Genomic DNA, 23,283 nt, shown 5'->3' on the forward strand with positions numbered 1-23,283 from the left:
GCGACCCCCACCCGAAACGCGCGATCACACCCTCGGCACCCGGTCAGATGTCGAAGAACACGGTCTCGAGCCCGCCTGCCGGGGTGTCCTGCAGGTACACGTCGAAGGTGTAGACGACCCGGCCGTCGCGTTCGGAGCGCTTCGCGACCAACGTGTCGCGGCGGGTCTCCCACTCGATCCCGTTCAGGACGGGATCGGCGGCGTTGGCGTCGGCCTCGTCGTCGAAGTAGACCCGGGTGTGCAGGCCGAGGTTGATGCCCCGGGCGAAGAGCGCCATGAGGATGTGCGGGGCCTGGGTTCCGCCGTTGCTCGCCGGCACCGGTCCCGGCTTGATCGTCTCGAAGGTGTAGACGCCGGTGTCGAAGTCCCCGCCCGTGCGGCCCCAGCCGCGGAACGTCGGATCGAGCTCCCTGCCCTGGGTGTCGCCGTCCGGGGTGTCGCCGGGGTGGGCGTACCTGCCTGCGGCGTTGGCCTGCCAGATCTCGATCAGCACGTCGCGCACGGCGGTGCCGGTGCCGTCGAAGACCCGGCCTTCGAGGGTGATGTGCTCGCCCTTCGTCTCCGGGGTGGTGAGGACGTTGCCGAAGTTGTTGTCGAAGATGTCGAACCCGGCCTGCTGCGGCGCGAGCCCGATGTGTACGTACGGGCCGCCGGTCTGCGAGGGGGTCTCCGGGTGGCGCGTGACCATGCTGTGCGGGGAAAGGCTCATCGGGGGGCTCCGGGAAGGGTGACGTTGTCGAAGAAGGTGGCGCGGCGGCCGCGCAGGGTGAGGTCGAAGCGGTAGGTCCGCGCATCGAACGGGGCGTTGTTCGCCGGATCCTCCTGCGCGATCAGGCTGCGCAACTGGTCCAGGGTGGGAACGGTCTTCGCGATGGGGCAGCGCTCGATGAGCGGGTCGCCTTCGAAGTACATCTGGGTGATCAGGCGCTGTGCCCAGCCGGTGCCGTGGATCGAGAAGTGGATGTGCGCGGGCCGCCACGCGTTGGTGCTGTTGGCCCACGGGTACGGTCCGGGCTTGATGGTGCGGAAGAAGTAGTAGCCGTTGTCGTCGGTGATCATGCGGCCGCAGCCGCCGAAGTTCGGGTCGATCGGCGCGAGGTAGCGGTCCTTCTTGTGGCGGTAGCGGCCCCCCGCATTGGCCTGCCAGGCCTCGACCAGGGCGCCCTTCACCGGGTTGCCGAACTCGTCGCGGACGTAGCCGTGCACGATCAGCCGTTCACCGATCGGCAGGCCGTCCCTGGCGAAGTTGAGGATCAGGTCGTTGTCCTTCTCGCCCAGCTCGCGCGGGTCGAACACCGGTCCGGTCGTTTCGGAGAGCGTGTTGCGCGGCGCGATGAGCGCATTGCGCGGGGAAAGCAACACCGAGGTGCGGTACCCGGGGGTCAGGGCGGGCGGGTGCTGGGTGTGGTCGCGTTCGACGAACTCGCCGGACGCGGCGCCGGGGGCGGCGATGATCATGAGCGGTACTCCTGGGAACTGTCGCACTGCGACGGACGGGATGTGCATCACGCTATGGGTGAGCAATAGTCATGTAAATTGACGATTTCGGCGACTTTGCATAACTTTTGGTGATGCAAAGTGATGTCGTGCCACCGGGCGACCGGGCATCGCGGCTTGTCGATCGCATCCGGCTACGTCACCTGACGTGCTTCGTTGCCGTCGCCCAGGAAGGCAGCCTCGGGCGGGCGGCGGCCCGGCTGCATCTGAGCCAGCCGGCGGTCACCAAGACGCTCAACGAACTCGAAGCCCTCTCCGGCGCGCGCCTGGTGGACCGGGGACGGCACGGCGCCCGGCTCACGCCCGCGGGAGAGGAATTCCTGAGTCGTGCCGTCGAGGTCACCGACGCGCTGGCATCCGCCGCGAGTGTGCTGGCCGGAACGGGACAGCCGGCCGTCGCCCCGGTGCGGGTCGGCGCCCTGCCCACCGTTGCGAGCACCCTGCTGCCCGGCGCGGTCACGCGGCTGCGGCACCGGCGTCCGCATGTCGGCGTGCAGATCCGGACGGCCCCGAACACCGCCCTGCTGGGCGCGGTGCGCGCCGGTGAGCTGGACTTCGTCCTCGGCCGGACGGCCGACCCGGAGACGATGCGAGGGCTCTCGTTCGAGCTGCTGTACGCCGAGTCGCTGGCCCTCGTCGTGCGCCCCGATCATCCGCTGGCCGGGGGGCCGGTGTCCGTGCCGTCGGTGCTGAACCACCCCCTCGTCGTCGCCACCGCCGGGACGGTGCCGCGGCACCACACCGAGGGTTTCCTCGCCCGGCACGGCCTGCGGCTGCCGGCCGGCACCGTCGAGACCCTCGACGTGTCGGTCGCGCGGGGGCTGGTCCGCGCCGGTGACGCGGCGTGGCTGACCCCCGAGCGGGTGCCTCAGGGCGACCTCGACGACGGCACGCTCGTGCGGCTGCCGGTACCCACGCCCGGCACCGCCGAGTCCGTCGGGCTGCTGCGCCGCACCAGCACCGACACGCCCGTCGCCGCCGAGGAGCTCATCGCGATCCTGCGCGAACTGGCCGTCGGGTGATCATGGCAGGATCTCCCGCATGGCCGAACAGACTTCCGACACCCCGACGACCGAGCTGTGGGTCGAACGCACCGGCACCCGCCGCTACACCGGGCGCAGCTCCCGCGGTGCCGAGGTCCTGATCGGATCGGAGACCGTCGAGGGTGTCTTCACTCCCGGAGAACTGCTGAAGATCGCGCTGGCAGCCTGTTCGGGGATGAGCTCGGACTTCCCGCTCTCGCGCCGCCTCGGCGACGACTACGACGCCACGATCCGGGTCTCCGGCGCCGCGGACCGGGAGAACGAGGTATACCCCCACCTCGTCGAGGAGATGATGCTGGACTTGAGCGAGCTGGACGAGGAGGCGCAGCGGCGCCTCGTCGCGCTCGTCGAGCGATCCGTCGACAAGGTGTGCACCGTCGGCCGTACCCTCGAGGCCGGCACCGAGGTGACACTGAACATCGTTCCGGACGCGTGAGCGGCGGACATCGGCAGGGAGGGCGGATGAAGCGGACAGCGACCGGACTCGCGCTCGCCGGCGCACTCCTGGCGGGCGTAGCGCCGGCGGCGGCCGCACCCGCCGCGGCGGACTGCACGCCCTGGCGGGTGGATGTCGTCGCGTCCGGGCTCGGCATCCTGGAGAATCTCGCCTTCGACGGTCGGGGCCGCCTGCTGGTCTCGGCGTCCACCCCGGCAGGCGGCGGGTCGCTGTCGAGCCTCACCCCCGACGGGCGGACCGATACCGTGGTGGCCGAAGTCCCGGCGCCCGGCGGCATCGTCGTCGACGAGGGCACCGCGTTCTTCACGACAGGCAACGGCACCGTCTCCGGGCTGCTCGGCCGCACCGACGGCACCCTGGAGGCCGTCGACCTCGACACCGGGGACCGGCGCATCGTCGCGGCGGGCCTGACCATGCCCAACGGTCTCGTCCGTCTCCCCGGCGGCGACTTCCTCGTCAGCCGGAATCTGAGCAGCCCCCCGGGCCTGACACGGGTCCCGGTCGACGGCCGCGCTCCTCGGACGCTCCGCACGGATCTCGGATCCGTCAACGGACTCGCGGTCGACGGCGAAACCGTGTATGCGGCTACGACATTCGATCCGACCACCCGGATTCATGCGCTCGACGCCGACGATCTCGACGGCCCCGTCCGGACTCTGGACCCGTCCGGGCCCGGCCCCCTCGAAACCGCCGACGACCTCGACGTGGGCCCCGACGGCGCGCTGTACGTCCCGCTCAACGTCGCCGGCCGGATCCTGCGCGTCGACCCGGTGACCGGCGCCGGCTGCACGATCGCCACCGGGGTGCCCTTCGTCTCCGCCGTCGCGTTCGGTGACGGTCCCGGCTGGGACCCGGAGGTCCTCTACACCACCGGATTCGACGGCTCCGTCCACGCCGTGCGTCCGGTTCGCGGTTCCGGGGAGGCGTCGTGACGCAGTCGTCGCCGGATGCGGTCCGGCTCACCGCCTGGGTGCACGGGTATGTCCAAGGTGTGGGATTCCGCTGGTGGACGCGCTCGCGCGCCCTCGAACTCGGTGTCGTCGGTCACGCCACCAACCATCCCGACGGACGCGTGCTCGTCATCGCCGAGGGGCCCCGCGACGCCCTCGAACGCCTGCTCGCCGCGCTGCGCTCGGGGGAGACCCCGGGCACGGTGCGGCTGGTGGTGGAGAGCTGGGAGCCGGCGCGCGGCGACCTGACCGGCTTCGTCGAGCGGTGACGGCCCGCCGGTAAGGTTCTCGCACATGTATTTGAAGGGTCTGACGCTCAAGGGCTTCAAGTCTTTCGCGTCCGCGACGACTCTGCGGTTCGAACCTGGCATCACGTGTGTCGTGGGGCCGAACGGCTCCGGCAAGTCCAACGTCGTCGACGCCCTCACCTGGGTGATGGGCGAGCAGGGCGCCAAGGCGCTGCGCGGCGGCAAGATGCAGGACGTCATCTTCGCCGGCACCGCCGGCCGGCAACCCCTGGGCCGGGCCGAGGTCACCCTCACCATCGACAACTCGGACGGCGCACTGCCCATCGAGTACTCCGAGGTGTCCATCACCCGGCGGATGTTCCGCGACGGCGCGGGGGAATACGAGATCAACGGGAACTCGTGCCGGTTGATGGACGTGCAGGAACTGCTGTCCGACTCCGGCATCGGCCGGGAGATGCACGTCATCGTCGGTCAGGGCCGCCTGTCCGCCATCCTCGAGTCCCGGCCGGAGGACCGCCGTGCCTTCATCGAGGAGGCGGCCGGAGTCCTCAAGCATCGCAAACGCAAGGAGAAGGCGGTCCGCAAGCTCGACGCGATGCAGGCCAACCTCGCCCGCCTGACCGACCTCACCGCCGAGCTGCGCCGCCAGCTCAAACCGCTCGGCCGTCAAGCCGAGGTGGCGCGCCGCGCCCAGACCATCCAGGCCGACCTGCGCGACGCCCGCCTGCGGCTCGCCGCCGACGATCTCGTGACCCGGCGCGCCGAATTCGCCGATCAGGACGAGCAGGAACGCGTCCTGCGCGAACGACTCGACCACGTCGCCGCCGAACTGGACGACGCCGGCGCCGAACTCGCGCGCCACGAGGAGGCGGTCGCTCGGCTCACCCCCGGCGCCGAGGCCGCGTCGCAGACCTGGTTCCGCCTGTCCGCGCTCGCCGAACGCCTCGGTGCCACCGTGCGCATCGCCCAGGAACGCGCCCGCCACCTCGACACCGCCCCGGCAACCCGCGACGGCCAGGACCCGGACGAGATGGAGGCTCGCGCCGACCGGATCGCCCAAGAGGAGGCCGAACTCCTCGAAGCCGTCGAGATCGCCCACGGCACCCTCGAAGCCGCAAAGGAGCAGCTCGCCGTCCAGGAGGAGGCCGCCGCGGCCGCCGAGCGGGCGCACCTGGCGGCCGTGCGGGCCGTCGCCGACCGGCGGGAGGGACTCGCCCGCCTGGCCGGCCAGGTCGAGACCGTGCGCACGCGTGCCGAGTCCATCGACGCCGAGGTCACCCGGCTGACCGTCGCCATCGAGGAGGCCCGGCTGCGGGGTGTCGCCGCCCAGGCCGAGTTCGAGACGGCCCAGGCCCGCATCGACGACCTCGACGCCGGCGAGATCGACGCCGACGCCCAGCACGAACGCGCCCTCGAGGCGCTGCGGCTCGCCGACGCGCGGGTGAAGGAACTGCAGGACGCCGAGCGCGCGGCCGGCAAGGAGGTCGCCTCCCTCGGGGCGCGCATCGAAGCACTGTCGATGGGCCTCGAACGCAAGGACGGCGCCGCCTGGCTCCTCGAGCACCGCCCCGACCTCGGACTGGCGGGACCCCTCGCGGAACGCGTCCGCATCGAGGCCGGATACGAGGTCGCCGTCGCAGCGGCGATGGGCCCGGCCGCCGATGCGCTCGCCGCGGACTCCGTCCCGGCGGCCGCCGCGGCCGTCGCCGCGCTGGTGGACGCCGACCAGGGCCGGGTCGCGTTCGTCGCCGGCGGCATCACCGCGCCGGCCGCGCCGGCCGAGCCGGCAGGACTGCCGGACGGGACGCGCTGGGTGCGGGACGTGATCGACTGCCCCCCGGAACTGCGCGGCGGACTCGACGCGCTGCTGGCGCGCACCGTCGTCGTGGACGACCTGCCCTCCGCGCTCGAACTGTGCCACGTGCGCCCCGACCTGCGGGCCGTGACCCGCAGCGGTGATCTCGCGGGCTCCGGCTGGGTCGTCGGCGGATCCGGGCGTGCCCCGAGCACGCTCGAGGTGCAGGCCGCGATCGACGCGTCCCGCACCGGCCTCGACCGTGCGGTGCGGCGTTCCGAGGAGCTCTCGGCGGCACTCGCCGGCGCCCTGGCCGAGCAGGCGGCGCGTGCCGAGGTGGCCGAACAGACCCTCGCCGCCCTCAACGAATCCGACGCCGCGATGTCCGCGGTGTACGAGCAACTCGGCCGGCTCGGGCAGGCCGCGCGCGCCGCCCACGCCGAGTCCGAGCGGCTCGCCGCGCAGCGCACCCGCGCCGAGACGGAACGGGACACGGCCCGCCGTGAGGTCGTCGAACTCGAGGAGCGGCTGCGGCTGGCCGAACAGGAGCAGAGCGACGACGGCGCCGACCCGGGCACGGACGCGACGGCCGTCGACCGGGAGGTTGCCGCGGCCGCCCTCGCCGAGGTCCGCGCGGTGGAGATGGAGGCGAGGCTTGCGGCCCGCACCGCGGAGGAACGCGCCCAGGCGTTGCGTGGCAAGGCGGACTCGCTGCGCCGCGCCGCCCAGGCCGAACGGGAGGCGCGGGCGCGGGCGGAGCGGGCGCAGCGGGCCCGCAAGCAGGCCGCGACCGTCGCCGCGGCGGTGGCCGAGTCCGGGGCCCGGGTCGCCGCCCACCTGAACGAGGTGATCGCCGCCGCATCGGACCACCGCGACGAGCTGACCCGTCAGCGCGCCGAGCGCGCCGAACAACTCGACCGGGTCAAGGAACGGGTACGCGACCTCGGTGCGCAACGGGAGCAGCTCACCGACGCCGTGCACCGGGACGAGGTCGCCCGCGCGCAGGCGGCACTGAGGATCGAACAGCTCGAGCAGGCCGTCGTCGAGCAGTTCGCCGTTGCGCCCGACGACCTGGTCGCCGAGTACGGCCCCGACGTGCCGCTGCCGCCCAGCGAACTCGAGCTGGCCGAGTACGAGCAGGCGCGCGAGCGCGGCGAGCAGGTCGTCGCGCCGCAGCCGCTGCCGTACGACCGTGCCACCCAGGAGCGGCGCGCCAAGCGCGCGGAGAAGGACCTGACGACCCTCGGCAAGGTCAACCCGTTGGCCCTCGAGGAGTTCGCCGCCCTCGAGGAGCGGTACAACTTTCTCGCCACGCAGCTCGAGGACGTCAAGAACGCCCGCAAGGACCTGCTCGGCGTGGTCGCCGACGTCGACGCCCGCATCCTGCAGGTGTTCACCGAGGCGTATGCGGACGTCGAGCGCGAGTTCGAGCAGGTCTTCGCCAAGCTCTTCCCCGGCGGCGAAGGCCGCCTCGTGCTGACGGATCCGTCGGACATGCTCACCACCGGGATCGAGGTGGAGGCCCGGCCACCGGGCAAGAAGGTCAAGCGCCTGTCGCTGCTCTCCGGAGGCGAGAAGTCGCTGACTGCGGTGGCGATGCTCGTGGCGATCTTCCGGGCCCGGCCCTCGCCGTTCTACGTGATGGACGAGGTGGAGGCCGCCCTCGACGATACGAACCTGCGCCGGCTGATCGGATTGTTCGAGCAACTGCGGGAGAAGTCCCAGCTCATCGTCATCACCCACCAGAAGCCGACGATGGAGATCGCCGACGCCCTGTACGGAGTCAGCATGCGCGGTGACGGCATCACCCGCGTCATCTCCCAGCGGATGCGCGGTCAGGATCTTTCTCGCCCAGAGCTGAACGCCTCCGCCGCGCCTGACAGTATGGGGGCGTGAGTACCGGAGCCTGGATAGCCATCGCGGCGGCGCTTGCCGTCCTCCTCGTCGCGCTCGTCGTCGGCTTGACGCTGTACCGGAGACGGCAGGTGTCGCTGACGGCGCGGCAGACGCCGCAGCTCGAAACCACCGAGCAGAAGGACCGATCCGGCGGCTACAAGGCCGCGGGCGGATTCAGCTTCAGTCAGGGTGCGACCGCGACGGCGCCCCCACAGCCGGTCGAGCGGCCGGCCCCGGCACCTCCGGTGGTCCCGGAACCGCCGGCGTCCCCCAAACCGCCGGTTGCGCCGGAATCGACGGTGATGCCGGAACCGAAGGTCGTACCGCTCCCGGAGGAGGTGTCGGAAGCTCCGGCGCCGTCGGTCGAACCCGCGCAGGCTCCCGAAGCCGGCGCCGCGCCCACCGTCGAACCGACTCCCCGGGTCGAGCCCGTGCCGGGCGTCGAGCCGCAGACCGCGCCGGCACCGTCCGAGGTCGTCCCGCCGGTCGAGGAGGCCGCACCGGTCGAGGAGGCCGCGCCGGCGCCCGCCGCCGAACCCGAGGTGGTCGCCCCGCCGGCCGCCGAACCCGAGGTGGTCGCCCCGCCGACCGTCGAACCCGAGGTCGCGCCGGTCCCGCAGGTGCCCCCGATCGAGGAGATCGCCCCGACCGAGGGCCGGCTCGACCGTCTGCGGGGTCGTCTCGCCCGGTCGCAGTCGGCCGTCGGCAAGAGCCTGCTCGGTCTGCTCGGCGGTGGCGACCTCGACGAGGACTCGTGGGAGGAGATCGAGGACACCCTGCTGATCGCCGACCTCGGCGCCGCGACCACCACGCAGATCGTCGAGCGGCTGCGCGTGCAGATGGCCGCCCGCAGCGTGCGCACCGAGGCCGAGGCCAGAGCCGTCCTGCGGGACGTGCTGGTCGAGGCGCTGCACCCGGAGCTGGATCGGTCGATCCGGGCCCTGCCGCACCAGGATCACCCGGCGGTGCTGCTGGTCGTCGGGGTCAACGGCACCGGGAAGACCACCACCACCGGCAAGCTCGCCCGGGTCCTCGTCGCCGACGGCCGCCGCGTCCTGCTGGGCGCCGCCGACACCTTCCGCGCGGCCGCCGCCGACCAGTTGCAGACGTGGGCCGAGCGGGTCGGGGCCGAGGTCGTGCGCGGCAAGGAAGGGGCCGACCCGGCCGCAATCGCCTTCGACGCCGTCGCCCGGGGCACCGATCAGGGCGTGGACGCCGTGCTCGTCGACACCGCCGGCCGCCTGCACACCAAGACCGGTCTGATGGACGAGCTCGGCAAGGTCAAGAGGGTCGTGGAGAAGAAGGCCGCGGTCGACGAGGTCCTGCTGGTGCTCGACGCGACGATCGGGCAGAACGGCCTGATGCAGGCACGCGTGTTCGCCGAGGTCGTCGACATCACCGGTGTGGTGTTGACCAAGCTGGACGGCACCGCCAAGGGCGGAATCGTGTTCCAGGTTCAGCACGAACTCGGGGTCCCGGTGAAGCTCGTGGGACTCGGGGAGGGCGCGGACGATCTCGCGCCGTTCGAGCCGGGTGCGTTCGTCGACGCCCTGCTGGGCTGACGCTCCCGCCCCTCACCGCCACCTCGCGACCGAAACCGGCCACCCGGCCTCCGACCGGGTGGCCGGTTTTTGTCACGGAAAGATAACAAATTGTCACTCGGTTCCCATCCGCCACTCGGGTTCGGTAGAAACAGGTGCCGGACGGATCCCGCGGGCGCGGGTGGCGACGGGGAAGCAGCGACGAGAAGCTCCTGCGGGAGTTCGCCGCGCTGGCCACCCGGTCCCGCCGGATCCGTTCGGCCCGAGTTCCGCGTCGATCCGCAGTCGTTCGTTCCCGCGAGCACTCCCACGACACTCGTCGGCCGGTCCACGGCGTCCGCCGGCGCGCACGACGAAACAGGAACGAAACACATGTCCGATTTGCGTTCACTGCGCTGAAACAGCGCGGCGCTCCCACCGAAACATCACCACAGCATTCTTCTCTCGACGACGCGCTGACCGGCGCGGCCAACAGGGAGGTTGCAAGTGGAGGAAGTGGTGAACACCGGCGACGCGGCATGGATGCTGATATCGGCGTCCCTGGTGCTGTTGATGACGCCCGGTCTGGCGTTCTTCTACGGTGGCATGTCGCGCACGAAGGCCGTCCTGAACATGATGATGATGTCCTTCGGGGCGATGGCGGTCATCGCGGTGATCTACGTCCTGTGGGGCTGGTCGATGTCCTACGGCACCGAGGACATCGGGGGCATCTTCGCCAACCCCTTCCAGATGTTCGGTCTGCAGGGCGCCATCTACGACGACGCCGGTGAGTTCCTGCCCGGTCTCGGCGACTATCCGCAGATCATCGACATCGGCTTCCAGGTCACGTTCGCGGTCGTCACCACCGCCCTGATCAGCGGTGCCCTGGCCGAGCGCGTGAAGTTCGGCACCTGGATGGTCTTCGCCGGCGTCTGGGTCACCGTCGCGTACTTCCCCCTCGCCCACATGGTGTGGGGCGGTGGCCTGCTCTCCGGCTCCGCGGACAGCATCGCCGCCAAGATCTTCGGCACCTCCGACGACGGTGAAGGCGGGCTCGTCGCGACCGTCGCGCCCATCGACTTCGCCGGTGGCACCGTCGTGCACATCAACGCCGGCATCGCCGCGTTCGTCCTGGCGCTGATCATCGGCAAGCGCACCGGGTTCGGCCGCACCGCCTTCCGTCCGCACAACCTGCCGTTCGTCATGCTCGGCGCGGCACTGCTGTGGTTCGGGTGGTTCGGGTTCAACGCCGGTTCCGCGTTCGCCGCCGACGGTGTGGCCGGCCTGGCCTGGGTCAACACCACCACGGCCGCCGCCGCCGCGATCCTCGGCTGGCTGCTCGCCGAACGCATCCGCGACGGCAAGGGCACCAGCCTGGGTGCCGCCTCGGGTGCGGTCGCCGGCCTGGTCGCCATCACCCCGGCCGCCGGTGCGCTCAGCCCGGTGGGGTCCATCGTGCTCGGAGCGACCGCCGGCGTCCTGTCCGCCCTGGCGGTCGGCCTGAAGTACCGGTTCGGGTACGACGACTCGCTCGACGTCGTCGGTGTGCACCTCGTCGCGGGCCTGTGGGGCACCGTCGCGATCGGTTTCCTCGGCACCGAGACGGGCCTGTTCTACGGCGGCGACTACAAGCAGCTCGTGATCCAGATCGTCATCGCAGTATTTGCCCTGGTCTACACCGGCATCGTCACCGCGATCGTCGCCTTCGCGCTCAAGCCGCTCGGCTGGCGGGTGTCGGAGGAGGAAGAGGCACGCGGCATCGACGAGGCCGAGCATGCGGAGTCGGCATACGACTTCGCGGCCGCCCTCAAGTGATAAGAAGACAGCAGGGCACTGGAGACTGGGAAGGGATGAGGATATGAAGCTGATCACGGCAATTGTCAAGCCGTTCACCCTCGAGGACGTCAAGGCAGGCCTCGAGCAGGCGGGTGTGCTCGGCATGACCGTCAGCGAGGTGCAGGGATACGGTCGCCAGAAGGGCCACACCGAGGTCTACCGCGGAGCCGAGTACTCCGTCGACTTCGTCCCCAAGGTCCGCGTCGAGGTCGTCGTCGACGACGCCACCGTCGACAAGGTCGTCGAGACCATCGTCGAGGCATCCCGCACCGGCAAGATCGGCGACGGCAAGGTATGGGTCACCCCGGTCGAAACGGTGGTCCGGGTGCGCACCGGCGAACGAGGTACCGATGCACTCTGACCCCAACGGGTCCGGAACTCGCGGCCCTGGTCCCGCTGCCTCCGCAGCGGGATCGGGGCCGCCGGTGTCTGCGGGGCCGTCCGGAACCGGCACCGCCGCCACCGACCTCGCCCTGGCCCGAACCCAGCTGCTCTCCGGTGGTGTCCGTCATCGCCGGCTCGACGCCCCGGCCCTGCGCCACGCCCTCGTCGACCTCCACGACTTCTGGCTCGTCACCAAGGGCGCCGAACTCGGCATCCAACCCGACTGCGGCTTCGCCGTCGTCGCCGTCGGCGGCCTCGGCCGCCGCGAGATGCTGCCCTGCTCCGACCTGGACCTGGTCCTCCTGCACGACGACATGGATCCCGCGGTCGTGTCCCGGATCGCCGATCGGCTGTGGTACCCCCTCTGGGATGCCCACATCAAGCTCGACCACAGCGTCCGGACCGTCCCGCAGGCACTGCAGGTGGCCGCTTCCGACCTGACCGCCGCGCTCGGCATGCTCGAAGCTCGTCACATCGCCGGCGACCCCGAACTGAGCAACCTGCTGATCGGCGGCGTGCGGCGGCAGTGGCGCACCGGCATCCGCAGCCGGTTCGACGAACTCATCGCGCTGACCGAGGCCCGGTGGGAGCGCAGCGGGCAGATCGCGCACCGGGCCGAACCCGACCTCAAGAGCGGCCGCGGCGGGCTGCGGGACGTGCAACTGCTCAACGCCCTGTCCGTCGCGCAGCTCACCGACGGCATGCCGGGCCTCGGACCCGACGTTCCCGGCGGCGGGCTCGCGGCCGCGCACCGCCGCCTGCTCGACGTGCGCACCGAGCTGCACCGCGTCGCCGGCCGGCCCCGGGACCAGCTCCGCGCCCAGGACGCGGACGAGATCGGCGCCGCCCTGCGTATCGGCGACCGGTTCGACCTGGCACGCGTGCTCACCGAGGCCGCGCGGACCGTGAGCTACTCGGTGGAGGTCGGGGTACGCACGGCCGGGAACGCGCTGCCCCGCAAGGGCCTGTCCCGGTTGCGGCGCGTCCCCGTCCGCCGTCCCCTCGACGAGGGCGTCGTGGAACACGGTGGGGAGGTGGCACTGGCCCGCGACGCGAATCCCCGCAAGGACCCCGGTCTGATCACGCGGGTCGCGGCGGCGGCGGCGCAGCACGACCTCCCGATCTCCGCGTCCACTCTCGGCCGGCTGGCCGACAACGCCCCGGAACTGCGCGAACCGTGGCCGCGCACCGCACTGAACGACCTGCTCGTGCTGCTCGGTTCGGGCACCCGCGCGATCGACCCCATCGAGGCGCTCGACCGGACGGGACTGTGGGGCCGGTTGCTGCCCGAGTGGGGAGCGGTGCGGGATCTGCCCCCGCGCGACGCCGTGCACATCTGGACGGTGGACCGGCACCTGGTGGAGACCGCGGTGCAGGCCGGCGGCCTGACCACCCGCGTCGCGCGCCCCGATCTGCTGGTGCTCGGGGCGTTGCTGCACGACATCGGCAAGGGCCGCGGCGGCGACCACAGCGTCGTCGGAGCCGAGCTCGCCACGCGGATCGGACGCCGGATGGGGCTGTGGCCCTCCGACGTCGCCGTGCTGTCCGCGATGGTCCGTCACCATCTGCTGCTTCCGCAGACCGCGACCCGCCGCGATCTCGACGATCCCGCCACGGTGGAGTCCGTCGTCGAGGCCATCGACGGCGACCCGGTGCTGCTCGAGCTGCTGCACGCCCTCGCCGAGGCGGACTCGCTCGCGACGGGGCCGGGCGTATGGGGCGACTGGAAGGCGGCGCTCATCCGGGAACTGGTCCGGCGCTGCCGGCTGGTGATGGCGGGGGAGGAGCTGCCGCACCCCGACCCGATCGATCCGCAGCTCGCCGAGCGCGCGGAACAGGGCGGCACCCACGTCGACCTGCAACCCGGCGAGAACCCGCACGCCTACACCGTGACGGTCGTCGCGCCCGACGAGCCGGGTCTGCTGTCCGACGCCGCCGGAGTGCTGGCGCTGCACGGCCTGCGCGTGCTGTCCGCCTCGGTGGGCAGCCACGCCGGCAGCGCGGTCAACAGCTTCGCCGTCGCCCCGCTGTTCGGGTCGCCACCGGCGGCGGGCCTGCTGCGGCAGGAACTCGTCCGGGCCCGGTCCGGGGACCTGGATCTGCTCGCCGCACTCGACGCGAAGGAGCAGGCCGCCCGCGAGGCGCAGCTGCCCGAACGACCGGAGCGGGCCGTGCCGGGCACCTACGCGCAGGCACCTCCGCACCTGATCTGGATCGACGCTCCGGAGCAGGGGCAGGCGATCCTCGAACTGCGCGCCGAGGACCGGCTCGGCATGCTGTGCCGGCTCGCGGACGCGTTCGAACGGTGCGGTGCCGACGTGCGCTGGGCCCGGGTCGCCACCCTCGGACGCACCGTCGTGGACTCGTTCTGCATCGATTTCGCAGGCTCCGACACCCGGGAGAACCGGGAGCGGATCGAGCGGGCCGTGCTGGCCGTGGTGCCTGCGCCGGAACCGAAGAAACCCGAGGACAACGGCTGAGTGCGGGACGGGCGCTCGTGCACGTGCGAGAACTCGTGCCGCGAACGGCTACCCTGGAACGCAGAACTGTCCGCATCTTCGCCAGACCCAGGAGCGCATTCGGTGTTCGAATCCCTTTCCGACAGGTTGACCGGAGCCCTCAAGGACCTGCGCGGCAAGGGGCGCCTCTCCGACGCCGACATCGACGCGACCGCCCGGGAGATCCGCCTGGCGCTGCTCGAGGCCGACGTCGCACTGCCCGTGGTGCGCTCGTTCATCGCCAAGATCAAGGAACGCGCCAAGGGCGCCGAGGTGCACGGCGCGCTCAACCCCGCCCAGCAGGTCGTCAAGATCGTCAACGAGGAACTCGTCGGGATCCTCGGCGGTGAGACCCGCCGGCTGCAGTTCGCCAAGACCCCGCCCACGGTGATCATGCTCGCCGGTCTGCAGGGTTCCGGTAAGACCACCCTCGCCGGCAAGCTCGCCAAGTGGCTCAAGGACCAGGGGCATACCCCGCTGCTCGTCGCCTGTGACCTGCAGCGACCCGGTGCGGTCACCCAGCTGCAGATCGTCGGCGAGCGCGCCGGCGCGACGGTGTTCGCCCCGCACCCCGGCACCTCGATCGGCGGAGGCGAGAACCCGCTCGGCATCACCGCCGCCGACCCGGTGAACGTCGCCCGCGACGGCGTCGCGGAGGCCCGCGCCAAGCACTACGACGTCGTCGTCGTCGACACCGCCGGCCGCCTCGGCATCGACGAGGAGCTGATGGCCCAGGCCGCCGGCATCCGCGACGCCGTGCAGCCCGACGAGACGCTGTTCGTGCTCGATGCCATGATCGGCCAGGACGCCGTGAGCACCGCCGAGGCGTTCCGCGCCGGCGTGGGCTTCACCGGCGTGGTGCTCACCAAGCTCGACGGCGACGCCCGCGGCGGTGCCGCCCTCAGCGTCCGCGAGCTGACCGGCCAGCCGATCCTGTTCGCGTCGACCGGTGAGAAGCTCGAGGATTTCGACGTCTTCCACCCCGAGCGCATGGCCAGCCGCATCCTCGGCATGGGCGACGTGCTCACCCTCATCGAGCAGGCCGAGCAGGTCTTCGACGCGCAGCAGGCCGAGGCCACCGCCGCGAAGATCGGTTCCGGTGAGCTCACCCTCGAGGACTTCCTCGACCAGATGATGGCCGTGCGGAAGATGGGTCCGATCGCGAACCTGCTCGGCATGCTGCCGGGTGCGGGCCAGATGAAGGACGCTCTCGCGAACGTCGACGAGAAGCAGCTCGACCGCATCCAGGCGATCATCCGCGGCATGACCCCGGCGGAACGTGCCAACCCGAAGATCATCAACGCCTCCCGGCGGCTGCGCATCGCCAACGGCTCCGGCGTCAAGGTCTCCGACGTCAACCAGCTCGTCGACCGGTTCTTCGAAGCCCGTAAGATGATGGCCGCGATGGCCGGGCGGATGGGAATGCCCGGATCCCGCAAGCCGCAGCGCGCGAAGAAGGGCAAGAAGGGCAAGAAGGGCGGCCGCGGGCCGACCCCGCCGAAGATCAAGGGCGGGTTCCCCGGCGGCATGCCCGCCGGCATGCCCGGCATGGGGGGCATGCCCGCCGGGTTCCCGGATCTGTCGAAGATGCCGAAGGGCCTCGACGAGCTGCCGCCCGGTCTCGAGAACTTCGACCTCTCGCAGCTGAAGTTGCCGAAGAAGTAGACCGCCGTGGCGTTCACCCTGCGCGGACGGTCCCTGCCGGACGGCGAACCGATCGAGCTGTGGATCGACGACGACGGCACGTTCGCCGCCGAGCCGATCCCCGGGGCCGAACTGCTCGCCGCCGACGGCTGGATCCTGCCCGGTCTCGTCGACGCCCACTGCCACGTCGGGATCCGCTTCGGTGGCGGCGCGGAGGACGCGGACGGACTGGTCGCGCAGGCCGTCACCGAACGTGACGCCGGGGTGCTGTTGCTGCGCGACGCGGGATCGCCGGTCGACACCCGGCATCTCGACGAGCGGGCCGACCTGCCGCGGATCGTGCGCGCGGGACGGCACATCGCCGCGCCCAAGCGCTACATCCGCGGCCTGCCCGTCGACCTCGAAGACGAATCGCAACTGCCGGCCGAAGTGGTACGGCAGGCCCGTGCCGGTGACGGCTGGGTCAAACTCGTCGGCGACTGGATCGACCGCGACACCGGCGATCTCGCCCCGCTGTGGTCGGACGAGATCCTCGTCGAGGCGATCGCCGCGGCCCACCGGGAGGGGGCGCGCGTGACCGCGCACGTGTTCGGGGAGGACGCACTGCCCGGCCTGCTCGCCGCCGGGATCGACTGTGTCGAACACGGCACGGGACTGACCGACGACACCATCGCCGCCATGGCCGCGCAGGGCACCGCCCTCGTGCCGACGCTGGTCAACATCGACAACTTCCCGGAGATCGCCGACTCGGTCACCCGCTTCCCGGTCTATGCGGCGCACATGCGGGACCTGCACGCCCGCGTCGCGGACACCGTCGCCGCCGCCCGCGACGCCGGAATCCCGATCTACGCCGGCACTGACGCCGGCGGCTCGGTGCGGCACGGTCGCATCGCCGACGAGGTCGCCGCCCTCGGGAAGGCGGGGCTGACCCCGACCGAGGCGCTCGGCGCCGCCAGCTGGGCGGCCCGCACCTGGCTGGGGTACCCGAGCCTCCAGCCGGGCACGTCGGCGGACCTCACGGTGTACGCACAGGACCCGCGCAGCGGCCCGGACGTGCTGGCCCGGCCCGATCTGGTGATGCTCCGGGGTGCCGTCGTCACCCGTCGTGCCGCCTGCGCATGACCGCCCCCGAACCACCCGACCCGGACACCGCTGCGGCTCCCGCACGGCCCGCCCCGTCCCAGCCCGCGCACCGGTGGGGCATTCCCGCCGCGCTGGTGGTGCTGGCCGTCAACCTCGTCGGGTTCACGCTGGGACCGGTCCTGGCCGGGGAGGGCTTCGTCGCCGAGACGTACGTGCTCGCCATCATGGCCCCCACCCTGCTCGCCGGAGCGGCGGCCCTCGCGTTCAGCGTGTGGCGTGGGTGCGGGCCCGTCGCCGACTTCGGACTGCCGCGGTCGTGGCCCGAGTTCCGCGACCAGCTCGGGATCGGCCTGCTCGGCGGGGGGATCGCGCTGCTCGGCGCGTTGATCCTGGCAGCGATCCTCGTCGTCGCCTTGGGAATCGACGCGGCCGATTCCCCGTTCACGGCGCTGGTCGGGTTGCCCGTGGGATGGAAACTGCTGCTCGTGGCCTGGGTGTGGTTCGGCGCTCCCCTCGGCGAGGAACTGATGTTCCGCGGCATGCTGTGGGGGGCGCTCGAACGCCGGCCCGACCGGTGGTGGGGACGCCCGATCGGCGTCCTGACGATCACCACGGTCGTGTTCGCCATGTGGCATCAGGAATTGTGGCGGCTGCCGGTGCTGCTGTGGGGCGGCGCGGCGATGGGGTTCGCGCGGCTGCGCGGCCGGTCGGTGTTCTCGTCCTGGGTGGCGCATTCGCTCAACAACACCCTGCCCGCGTTGGGCCTGCTGCTGCTGCTCTGACCTGTCGTTTTCGTCCCACCGGGCGGATCTGGCAGAATGGTCCGCTGTCGTCGTATCCGGTTACGTACCGCGCGGCGGTCACAGGATAGAGGCAAAACCGGGCGTGCCAGAAGGGCACGTCGTCCGAATTGCACGTGACAGGCGTATTTCGCATGCGCCGAAGGAGATTCGCAGCAGTGGCTGTCAAGATCAAGCTCACCCGTCTCGGCAAGATCCGCAACCCGCAGTACCGCATCGTGGTTGCCGACTCGCGCACCCGCCGCAACGGCCGCGCCATCGAGACCATCGGCAAGTACCACCCGAAGGAAGAGCCCTCGCTGATCGAGATCGACTCGGAGCGGGCGCAGTACTGGCTCGGCGTCGGTGCGCAGCCGACCGAGCCGGTCGAGAACCTCCTCAAGATCACCGGCGACTGGCAGAAGTTCAAGGGCCTGCCCGGCACCGAGGGCACCCTGCGCAAGGCCGAGCCCAAGCCGTCCAAGCTTGAGCTGTTCCAGGCTGCCCTCGCGCAGGCCGAGAACGAGCCGGCTGCCGAGGCCATCACGCCCAAGAAGAAGAAGGCCGCCAAGGAAGACGCCGCGGAGGAGTCCTCCGAGTCCACCGAGGCTGCCGAGTAATGAGCGCCGTTGTCGCCGATGCCGTCGAGCATCTCGTCCGTGGGATCGTCGCCAACCCCGACGACGTGCGCGTCGAGCTGATCACGGGCCGTCGGGGGCGCACCGTCGAGGTGCACGTGCACCCCGACGATCTCGGCAAGGTCATCGGTCGCGGTGGCCGCACCGCGACCGCCCTGCGGACCCTCGTCTCCGGCATCGGAGGCCGCGGGATCCGCGTCGACGTCGTCGACACCGACCAGTAGGCGCACCGCGGTGGAGCTCGTGGTGGGCCGTGTCGCCAAGTCGCACGGCATCAAGGGTGAGGTGGTCGTCGAGGTTCGCACCGACGAACCCGAGGAGCGCTTCGCCGTCGGCGCGGTGCTGCACGGCCGCAAGCCCCGCGAGCAGACCCTGCAGACGTACACGGTGGAAGCCGCCCGGGAACACTCCGGGCGGCTTCTGCTGCGCCTGCGGGGCGTCACCGACCGCAGCGTCGCCGACGCCCTGCGCGGCACCCTGTTCGTCGTCGACAGCGCCGATCTGCCGCCGTCCGACGATCCGGACGAGTTCTACGACCACGAACTCGAGGGGCTGTCCGTACGCATCGTCGCGGGCCGGCCCGACGCCGGCACCGAGATCGGCACCGTCCGCGAGGTGCTGCACACCGCCGCCGGCGAACTGCTCTCCGTCCGGCCGGCCGGCGACGAACAGCGCGAACTGCTGATCCCGTTCGTCACCGCGATCGTCCCGACGGTCTCGCTCGCGGACGGTGTCATCGAGATCGATCCACCCGAGGGTCTGCTCGACCCCGACTTCGGCTCGGAGACATAACCTCCCGTGCGTTTCGACGTCGTCACCATCTTCCCCGAATACCTCGAGCCGCTGCGTGTCGCGCTGCTCGGCAAGGCCATCGACAAGGGGCTCGTCTCCGTCGGGATCCACAATCTGCGGGACTGGACCCACGACGTGCACAAGGCCGTCGACGACGCGCCGTACGGCGGGGGACCGGGCATGGTCATGAAACCCACGGTGTGGGGGCCCGCCCTCGACGACGTGCTCGCCGGACCCGACGGTGAACCCGACCCGGACGTGCTGCTCGTCGTCCCCACCCCGGCCGGTGTGCCGTTCGACCAGGCCACCGCGCAGCGCTGGGCCGGCGAGAAGCGCATCGTGTTCGCCTGCGGCCGCTACGAAGGCATCGACCAGCGCGTCTTCGACGACGCCGCGCGCCGGGTACGCGTCGAAGAGGTCAGCATCGGCGACTACGTCCTCATCGGCGGCGAGGTCGCCGTCCTCGTCATGACCGAGGCCGTCGTGCGGCTGCTGCCGGGCGTCCTCGGCAATCAGCAGTCCCACCAGGAGGACTCGTTCTCCGACGGTCTGCTCGAGGGCCCCAGCTACACCCGCCCCGTCAGCTGGCGCGGCCTCGACGTGCCGCCGGTACTGCTGTCCGGGGACCACGCCAAGGTGGCTGCGTGGCGCCGGGAACAGGCGCTCGAACGCACCCGCGAACGCCGACCCGACCTGCTCGCCGACTGACCGACCGCGCTCAGTGCGTCCCGGCGCTGCCGAACACCGTGCGGACCACCTCGGTGACCGTCTCCCGCGCGTGCTGCGCGCTCGCATCCCCGGTCACGTCGAACAGCGCCGTGTCCGGCAGATCGGTCCACCGGTCGTCGTCCACGTCGTAGTGCACGAGTTCGCGGGAGAGCACCACCAGCACGTACCGCTCGTCCTCCCCGACGAACCCCGTGGACAGATGGATCCAGCGCCCGTCCAGGCAGCACATCCAGCCCTGCTTGACGCCGAGCCCGGTGGTGTCGCTCAGCCCGTCCGGCAACCCGAATCGCTGGTCGTACCCGTCGGCGCCGACGGGACCGGCGGCACGCAGGTGCCCCACGATCGTCGCGCGGCCCCACTCGTCCAGCCCGCCCGTGCCGTCGAGCAGATCCGCGTACCAGGTGAGCAGGTCCGACGCGGTGGTGACGGTGTTCCACCACAGCCCGTCCGCCGGCGCGACGGTACCGGTGAGCGCGTGCCGGGCGGCGGTGCGCTCGACGATCTCCGAGTCGCCGTGCCGGAACCACAGGTCGTTCGCCGCCGAGTCGTCCGACGACTCGAGCATCGCGGCGATCCGGTCGTAGTCGCTGCCGCCGAGCGGCAATTCGCCCGTCGCCGCCCGGTACAGCAGGTCGTCGGCGATGAACAGCTTGGCCACCGACGCGGTCTCGACGGGTGCGTCGACGCCACCGACGACCCGGAGCCCGGTCCGCCGGTCGAGCGCGGCGATCGTGACGTCCGCGCCGCGACCGGCCGCGGTCGCCGCCGCCGCCGTCATCCGGTCGGCCAGCGACCCGGGTGGTTCGAGCGGACCGGGGGACTCGACGGCGGCGGACGGCAGAGCGACCGGCGACACGACCGGTTCCGGACCGCACGCCCCCACCGTCGCTGCCGTCAGCAACGACAGCGCCAGCATCGCCCAGCGTCCGCCGCGCACCCGGGACATGCCTACCCTCCTGCGCTCGATTGTCCGACGTACTCGTCCCACCGTCGAGGAGACGGGCACACCCGTCCGCGTCACCGAGGGCGGAGGAAGGATAGCGGTAGGGTCGACCGCTGTGACGACCGCTCTCAAGACCGTGAATCAGCGCATCGCCGAGGAACTCGACGTCCGGGAAGGTCAGGTCGCTGCGGCGGTCGACCTGCTCGACGGCGGCGCGACGGTGCCGTTCATCGCCCGCTACCGCAAGGAGGTCACCGGCGGGCTCGACGACGCCCAGCTCCGGCAACTCGAGGAACGCCTGCGATACCTGCGTGAACTCGACGAGCGCCGCACGGCGGTGCTCGAGTCCGTCGAATCCCAGGGCAAGCTCGACGACGGGCTGCGCACGCAGATCCTGCTCGCCGACACCAAGGCCCGGCTCGAGGACATCTACCTGCCGTTCAAGCCGAAGCGCCGTACCAAGGCGCAGATCGCGCGGGAGGCCGGCCACGAGCCCGTCGCCGACGCCCTCCTCGGCGACCCCGCCACCGATCCCGCGCAGTACAGCGCCGAACAGCTCGACGGCGCCCGCGCCATCCTCGTCGAACGCTTCGCCGAGGACGCCGACCTGGTGGGCGAGCTGCGCGAGGCGATGTGGACCCGCGGCCAGCTGAAGTCCACCGTCCGTCCCGGAAAGGAAACCGAGGGCGCCAAGTTCGCCGACTACTTCGAGTTCTCCGAGCCCTTCCCCGACCTGCCCTCGCATCGCATCCTGGCGGCGCTGCGCGGCGAGAAGGAGGAGGTGCTGAGCCTGTCGCTCGAACCGGACTCCGAGGAACCCGAGCCCGGGCAGCGCACTTATTACGAAGGCCGCATCGCCGCCCGCTTCGGCATCGCCGACGAGGGCCGGGCCGCCGACAAGTGGCTGCTCGACACCGTCCGCTGGGCGTGGCGCACCAAACTGCTCGTCTCCCTCGCCCTCGACATCCGCATGCGGCTGCGGCAGTCCGCCGAGAAGGACGCCGTCGACGTGTTCGCCGCGAACCTGCGCGACCTGCTGCTCGCCGCCCCCGCCGGCACCCGGCCGACGATGGGACTCGACCCCGGCTTCCGCACCGGCACCAAGGTCGCCGTCGTCGACACCACCGGCAAGGTCGTCGCGCACGACACGATCTACCCGCACCAGCCGCACAACAAGCGGGACCAGGCCCTGGCCACCCTGGCACGGCTCGTCGCGCAGCACGGTGTGGAACTGATCGCGATCGGCAACGGCACCGCCTCCCGCGAGACCGATGCCCTCGCCACCGAACTGATCGCGAAATCCGGCGCCACGAACCTCACCAAGATCGTGGTGTCCGAGGCCGGCGCGTCCGTGTACTCGGCGTCGGCGTACGCGTCGAAGGAACTGCCGGACCTCGACGTGTCGATCCGCGGTGCCGTGTCCATCGCCCGGCGCCTGCAGGACCCGCTCGCCGAGCTCGTCAAGATCGACCCCAAGTCCATCGGTGTCGGCCAGTACCAGCACGACGTGTCCGAGACGCTGCTCGCCCGCTCCCTCGGCACGGTCGTCGAGGACGCGGTCAACGCCGTCGGCGTGGACGTCAACACCGCATCGATCCCACTCCTGGCCCGGGTGTCGGGTATCGCGTCGTCCCTCGCCGAGAGCATCGTCGCGCACCGCGACGGGAACGGACCGTTCCGCAGCCGCAGGGACCTCACCGCGGTGCCGCGCCTCGGCCCGAAGGCGTTCGAGCAGTGTGCCGGCTTCCTTCGCATCCCGAACGGCGACGATCCGCTCGACGCGTCGAGTGTGCACCCGGAGGCGTATCCGGTCGTGCGGCGCATCGTCGAACGCACCGGCAGCGACGTGCGCGAACTGGTCGGCAATACCGCGGTGCTGCGGCGCCTGCGCCCGGAGGAATTCGTCGACGACCGCTTCGGCCTGCCCACGGTCACCGACATCATCGCCGAACTCGAGAAGCCGGGCCGCGACCCGCGCCCGGAGTTCAAGACCGCGACGTTCGCCGCCGGCGTCGAGAAGGTCGCCGACCTGAAACCCGGCATGGTGCTCGAGGGCGTGGTCACCAACGTCGCGGCGTTCGGCGCGTTCGTCGACGTCGGGGTGCACCAGGACGGTCTCGTGCACGTGTCCGCGATGTCCCGCAGCTTCGTCAAGGATCCGCGCGACGTCGTCAAGTCCGGCGAGGTGGTCAAGGTCAAGGTGCTCGACGTGGACGTGCCGCGGCAGCGGATCGGCCTGACGCTGCGCCTCGACGACGAGATCCCGGCCTCCGGGGCCCCGTCCGGCGACGACTCGCGCGGTCCGCAGGACCGGGGCGGACGTCGGCCGGGTGGCCGGCAGCAGGGCAGGCGTCAGGACGGACAGGGGCAGGGTGCTCGCCGCGGCGGCCGTCGCCAGGACGCCCCGCCGGCCGCCGGTTCGATGGCGGACGCGTTGCGGCGCGCCGGATTCGGCAAGTAGATGCCGTCCGGGCCGCGCCGACTACCGGCGCGGCCCGGTTCCTGACATCCTCGGGAGCATGCAGCCCACGGTGACGACCGGCCGCGCGCC

Annotated in this window: 20 protein-coding genes; 17 read left to right on the forward strand and 3 right to left on the reverse strand. The window is 71.5% G+C overall.

From position 1 onward, the window contains the following. Positions 1-43 precede the first annotated feature (43 nt). Both pcaG and pcaH read right to left on the reverse strand, forming a co-directional pair. The gene (gene pcaG / locus ACM26Y_RS10310) at positions 44-709 is read right to left on the reverse strand and encodes a protocatechuate 3,4-dioxygenase subunit alpha (RefSeq protein ID WP_416063375.1); all 666 of its coding nucleotides are present in this window, start codon (positions 707-709) and stop codon (positions 44-46) included. Further along, a complete protein-coding gene (gene pcaH, locus ACM26Y_RS10315; protein WP_416063376.1) occupies positions 706-1,458 on the reverse strand; it encodes a protocatechuate 3,4-dioxygenase subunit beta in 753 nt (250 codons plus the stop codon). Before pcaH ends, pcaG begins: the two co-directional genes overlap by 4 nt. Before the next feature lie 113 nt (positions 1,459-1,571). On the opposite strand from pcaH, the gene ACM26Y_RS10320 reads away from it, so the two are divergent. From ACM26Y_RS10320 to trmD, 16 genes are all read left to right on the forward strand, one after another. Beyond that, positions 1,572-2,519, forward strand: a complete 948-nt coding sequence (locus ACM26Y_RS10320; RefSeq protein ID WP_416063377.1) for a LysR substrate-binding domain-containing protein — start codon at positions 1,572-1,574, stop codon at positions 2,517-2,519. Positions 2,520-2,538: 19 nt separating this feature from the next. Beyond that, positions 2,539-2,976, forward strand: coding sequence for an OsmC family protein (locus tag ACM26Y_RS10325; RefSeq protein WP_003939035.1), 438 nt, complete (start codon positions 2,539-2,541; stop codon positions 2,974-2,976). A gap of 26 nt (positions 2,977-3,002) precedes the next feature. After that, a complete protein-coding gene (locus tag ACM26Y_RS10330) occupies positions 3,003-3,929 on the forward strand; it encodes an SMP-30/gluconolactonase/LRE family protein (protein ID WP_416063378.1) in 927 nt (308 codons plus the stop codon). Continuing rightward, entirely contained in the window at positions 3,926-4,216 is a 291-nt protein-coding gene (locus tag ACM26Y_RS10335) for an acylphosphatase (RefSeq protein WP_054374635.1), read from the forward strand. The genes ACM26Y_RS10330 and ACM26Y_RS10335 overlap by 4 nt, the downstream gene beginning before the upstream one ends. A 25-nt stretch (positions 4,217-4,241) precedes the next feature. Then, entirely contained in the window at positions 4,242-7,886 is a 3,645-nt protein-coding gene (smc, locus tag ACM26Y_RS10340) for a chromosome segregation protein SMC (RefSeq protein ID WP_416063379.1), read from the forward strand. After that, positions 7,883-9,448, forward strand: a complete 1,566-nt coding sequence (gene ftsY / locus ACM26Y_RS10345) for a signal recognition particle-docking protein FtsY (protein ID WP_416063380.1) — start codon at positions 7,883-7,885, stop codon at positions 9,446-9,448. The genes smc and ftsY overlap by 4 nt, the downstream gene beginning before the upstream one ends. A 465-nt stretch (positions 9,449-9,913) precedes the next feature. Continuing rightward, positions 9,914-11,221 (forward strand): ammonium transporter, encoded by a 1,308-nt coding sequence (locus ACM26Y_RS10350; RefSeq protein ID WP_416063381.1) that lies wholly within the window; start codon positions 9,914-9,916, stop codon positions 11,219-11,221. Between the two features lie 43 nt (positions 11,222-11,264). Next, positions 11,265-11,603, forward strand: a complete 339-nt coding sequence (locus ACM26Y_RS10355; RefSeq protein WP_003939029.1) for a P-II family nitrogen regulator — start codon at positions 11,265-11,267, stop codon at positions 11,601-11,603. Further along, complete coding sequence (locus ACM26Y_RS10360; RefSeq protein ID WP_416063382.1) at positions 11,593-14,106, forward strand: [protein-PII] uridylyltransferase; 2,514 nt, start codon at positions 11,593-11,595, stop codon at positions 14,104-14,106. Before ACM26Y_RS10355 ends, ACM26Y_RS10360 begins: the two co-directional genes overlap by 11 nt. Positions 14,107-14,208: 102 nt before the next feature. Continuing rightward, positions 14,209-15,789 carry a signal recognition particle protein gene (ffh, locus tag ACM26Y_RS10365; RefSeq protein WP_289381488.1) on the forward strand — a complete coding sequence of 527 codons (1,581 nt, stop codon included), beginning with the start codon at positions 14,209-14,211 and terminating at the stop codon, positions 15,787-15,789. A 6-nt stretch (positions 15,790-15,795) separates the two neighbouring features. Then, the gene (locus ACM26Y_RS10370) at positions 15,796-16,890 is read left to right on the forward strand and encodes an amidohydrolase family protein (RefSeq protein ID WP_416063383.1); all 1,095 of its coding nucleotides are present in this window, start codon (positions 15,796-15,798) and stop codon (positions 16,888-16,890) included. Then, positions 16,887-17,633: a lysostaphin resistance A-like protein gene (locus ACM26Y_RS10375; protein WP_416063384.1), complete on the forward strand. Its 747-nt coding sequence runs from the start codon at positions 16,887-16,889 to the stop codon at positions 17,631-17,633. The genes ACM26Y_RS10370 and ACM26Y_RS10375 overlap by 4 nt, the downstream gene beginning before the upstream one ends. Before the next feature lie 176 nt (positions 17,634-17,809). Further along, on the forward strand, positions 17,810-18,250 hold the full coding sequence (gene rpsP / locus ACM26Y_RS10380) for a 30S ribosomal protein S16 (RefSeq protein WP_003939024.1): 441 nt from the start codon (positions 17,810-17,812) through the stop codon (positions 18,248-18,250). Continuing rightward, a complete protein-coding gene (locus ACM26Y_RS10385) occupies positions 18,250-18,492 on the forward strand; it encodes an RNA-binding protein (protein ID WP_003939023.1) in 243 nt (80 codons plus the stop codon). Before rpsP ends, ACM26Y_RS10385 begins: the two co-directional genes overlap by 1 nt. A 10-nt stretch (positions 18,493-18,502) precedes the next feature. Then, on the forward strand, positions 18,503-19,060 hold the full coding sequence (gene rimM / locus ACM26Y_RS10390; RefSeq protein WP_416063385.1) for a ribosome maturation factor RimM: 558 nt from the start codon (positions 18,503-18,505) through the stop codon (positions 19,058-19,060). Positions 19,061-19,066: 6 nt separating this feature from the next. After that, complete coding sequence (gene trmD, locus ACM26Y_RS10395; protein WP_003939021.1) at positions 19,067-19,768, forward strand: tRNA (guanosine(37)-N1)-methyltransferase TrmD; 702 nt, start codon at positions 19,067-19,069, stop codon at positions 19,766-19,768. Between the two features lie 10 nt (positions 19,769-19,778). Here trmD and ACM26Y_RS10400 read toward each other — a convergent pair whose 3' ends face one another. Continuing rightward, on the reverse strand, positions 19,779-20,735 hold the full coding sequence (locus tag ACM26Y_RS10400) for a hypothetical protein (protein WP_416063386.1): 957 nt from the start codon (positions 20,733-20,735) through the stop codon (positions 19,779-19,781). A gap of 112 nt (positions 20,736-20,847) precedes the next feature. Here ACM26Y_RS10400 and ACM26Y_RS10405 point away from each other — a divergent pair, with 112 nt between their 5' ends. Then, positions 20,848-23,193, forward strand: coding sequence for a Tex family protein (locus ACM26Y_RS10405; protein ID WP_416063387.1), 2,346 nt, complete (start codon positions 20,848-20,850; stop codon positions 23,191-23,193). The last annotated feature ends 90 nt before the right edge of the window (positions 23,194-23,283 follow it).

This window comes from Rhodococcus indonesiensis (assembly GCF_047782815.1).
Classification (GTDB): Bacteria; Actinomycetota; Actinomycetes; order Mycobacteriales; family Mycobacteriaceae; genus Rhodococcus; species Rhodococcus indonesiensis.

Coding starts and splice junctions, on each gene's coding strand:
- pcaG (WP_416063375.1), bottom strand. CDS start 709: ATGAGCCTTTCCCCGCACAGCATGGTCACGCGCCACCCGGAGACCCCC.
- pcaH (WP_416063376.1), bottom strand. CDS start 1,458: ATGATCATCGCCGCCCCCGGCGCCGCGTCCGGCGAGTTCGTCGAACGC.
- ACM26Y_RS10320 (WP_416063377.1), top strand. CDS start 1,572: ATGCAAAGTGATGTCGTGCCACCGGGCGACCGGGCATCGCGGCTTGTC.
- ACM26Y_RS10325 (WP_003939035.1), top strand. CDS start 2,539: ATGGCCGAACAGACTTCCGACACCCCGACGACCGAGCTGTGGGTCGAA.
- ACM26Y_RS10330 (WP_416063378.1), top strand. CDS start 3,003: ATGAAGCGGACAGCGACCGGACTCGCGCTCGCCGGCGCACTCCTGGCG.
- smc (WP_416063379.1), top strand. CDS start 4,242: ATGTATTTGAAGGGTCTGACGCTCAAGGGCTTCAAGTCTTTCGCGTCC.
- ACM26Y_RS10355 (WP_003939029.1), top strand. CDS start 11,265: ATGAAGCTGATCACGGCAATTGTCAAGCCGTTCACCCTCGAGGACGTC.
- ACM26Y_RS10360 (WP_416063382.1), top strand. CDS start 11,593: ATGCACTCTGACCCCAACGGGTCCGGAACTCGCGGCCCTGGTCCCGCT.
- ACM26Y_RS10375 (WP_416063384.1), top strand. CDS start 16,887: ATGACCGCCCCCGAACCACCCGACCCGGACACCGCTGCGGCTCCCGCA.
- ACM26Y_RS10385 (WP_003939023.1), top strand. CDS start 18,250: ATGAGCGCCGTTGTCGCCGATGCCGTCGAGCATCTCGTCCGTGGGATC.
- ACM26Y_RS10400 (WP_416063386.1), bottom strand. CDS start 20,735: ATGTCCCGGGTGCGCGGCGGACGCTGGGCGATGCTGGCGCTGTCGTTG.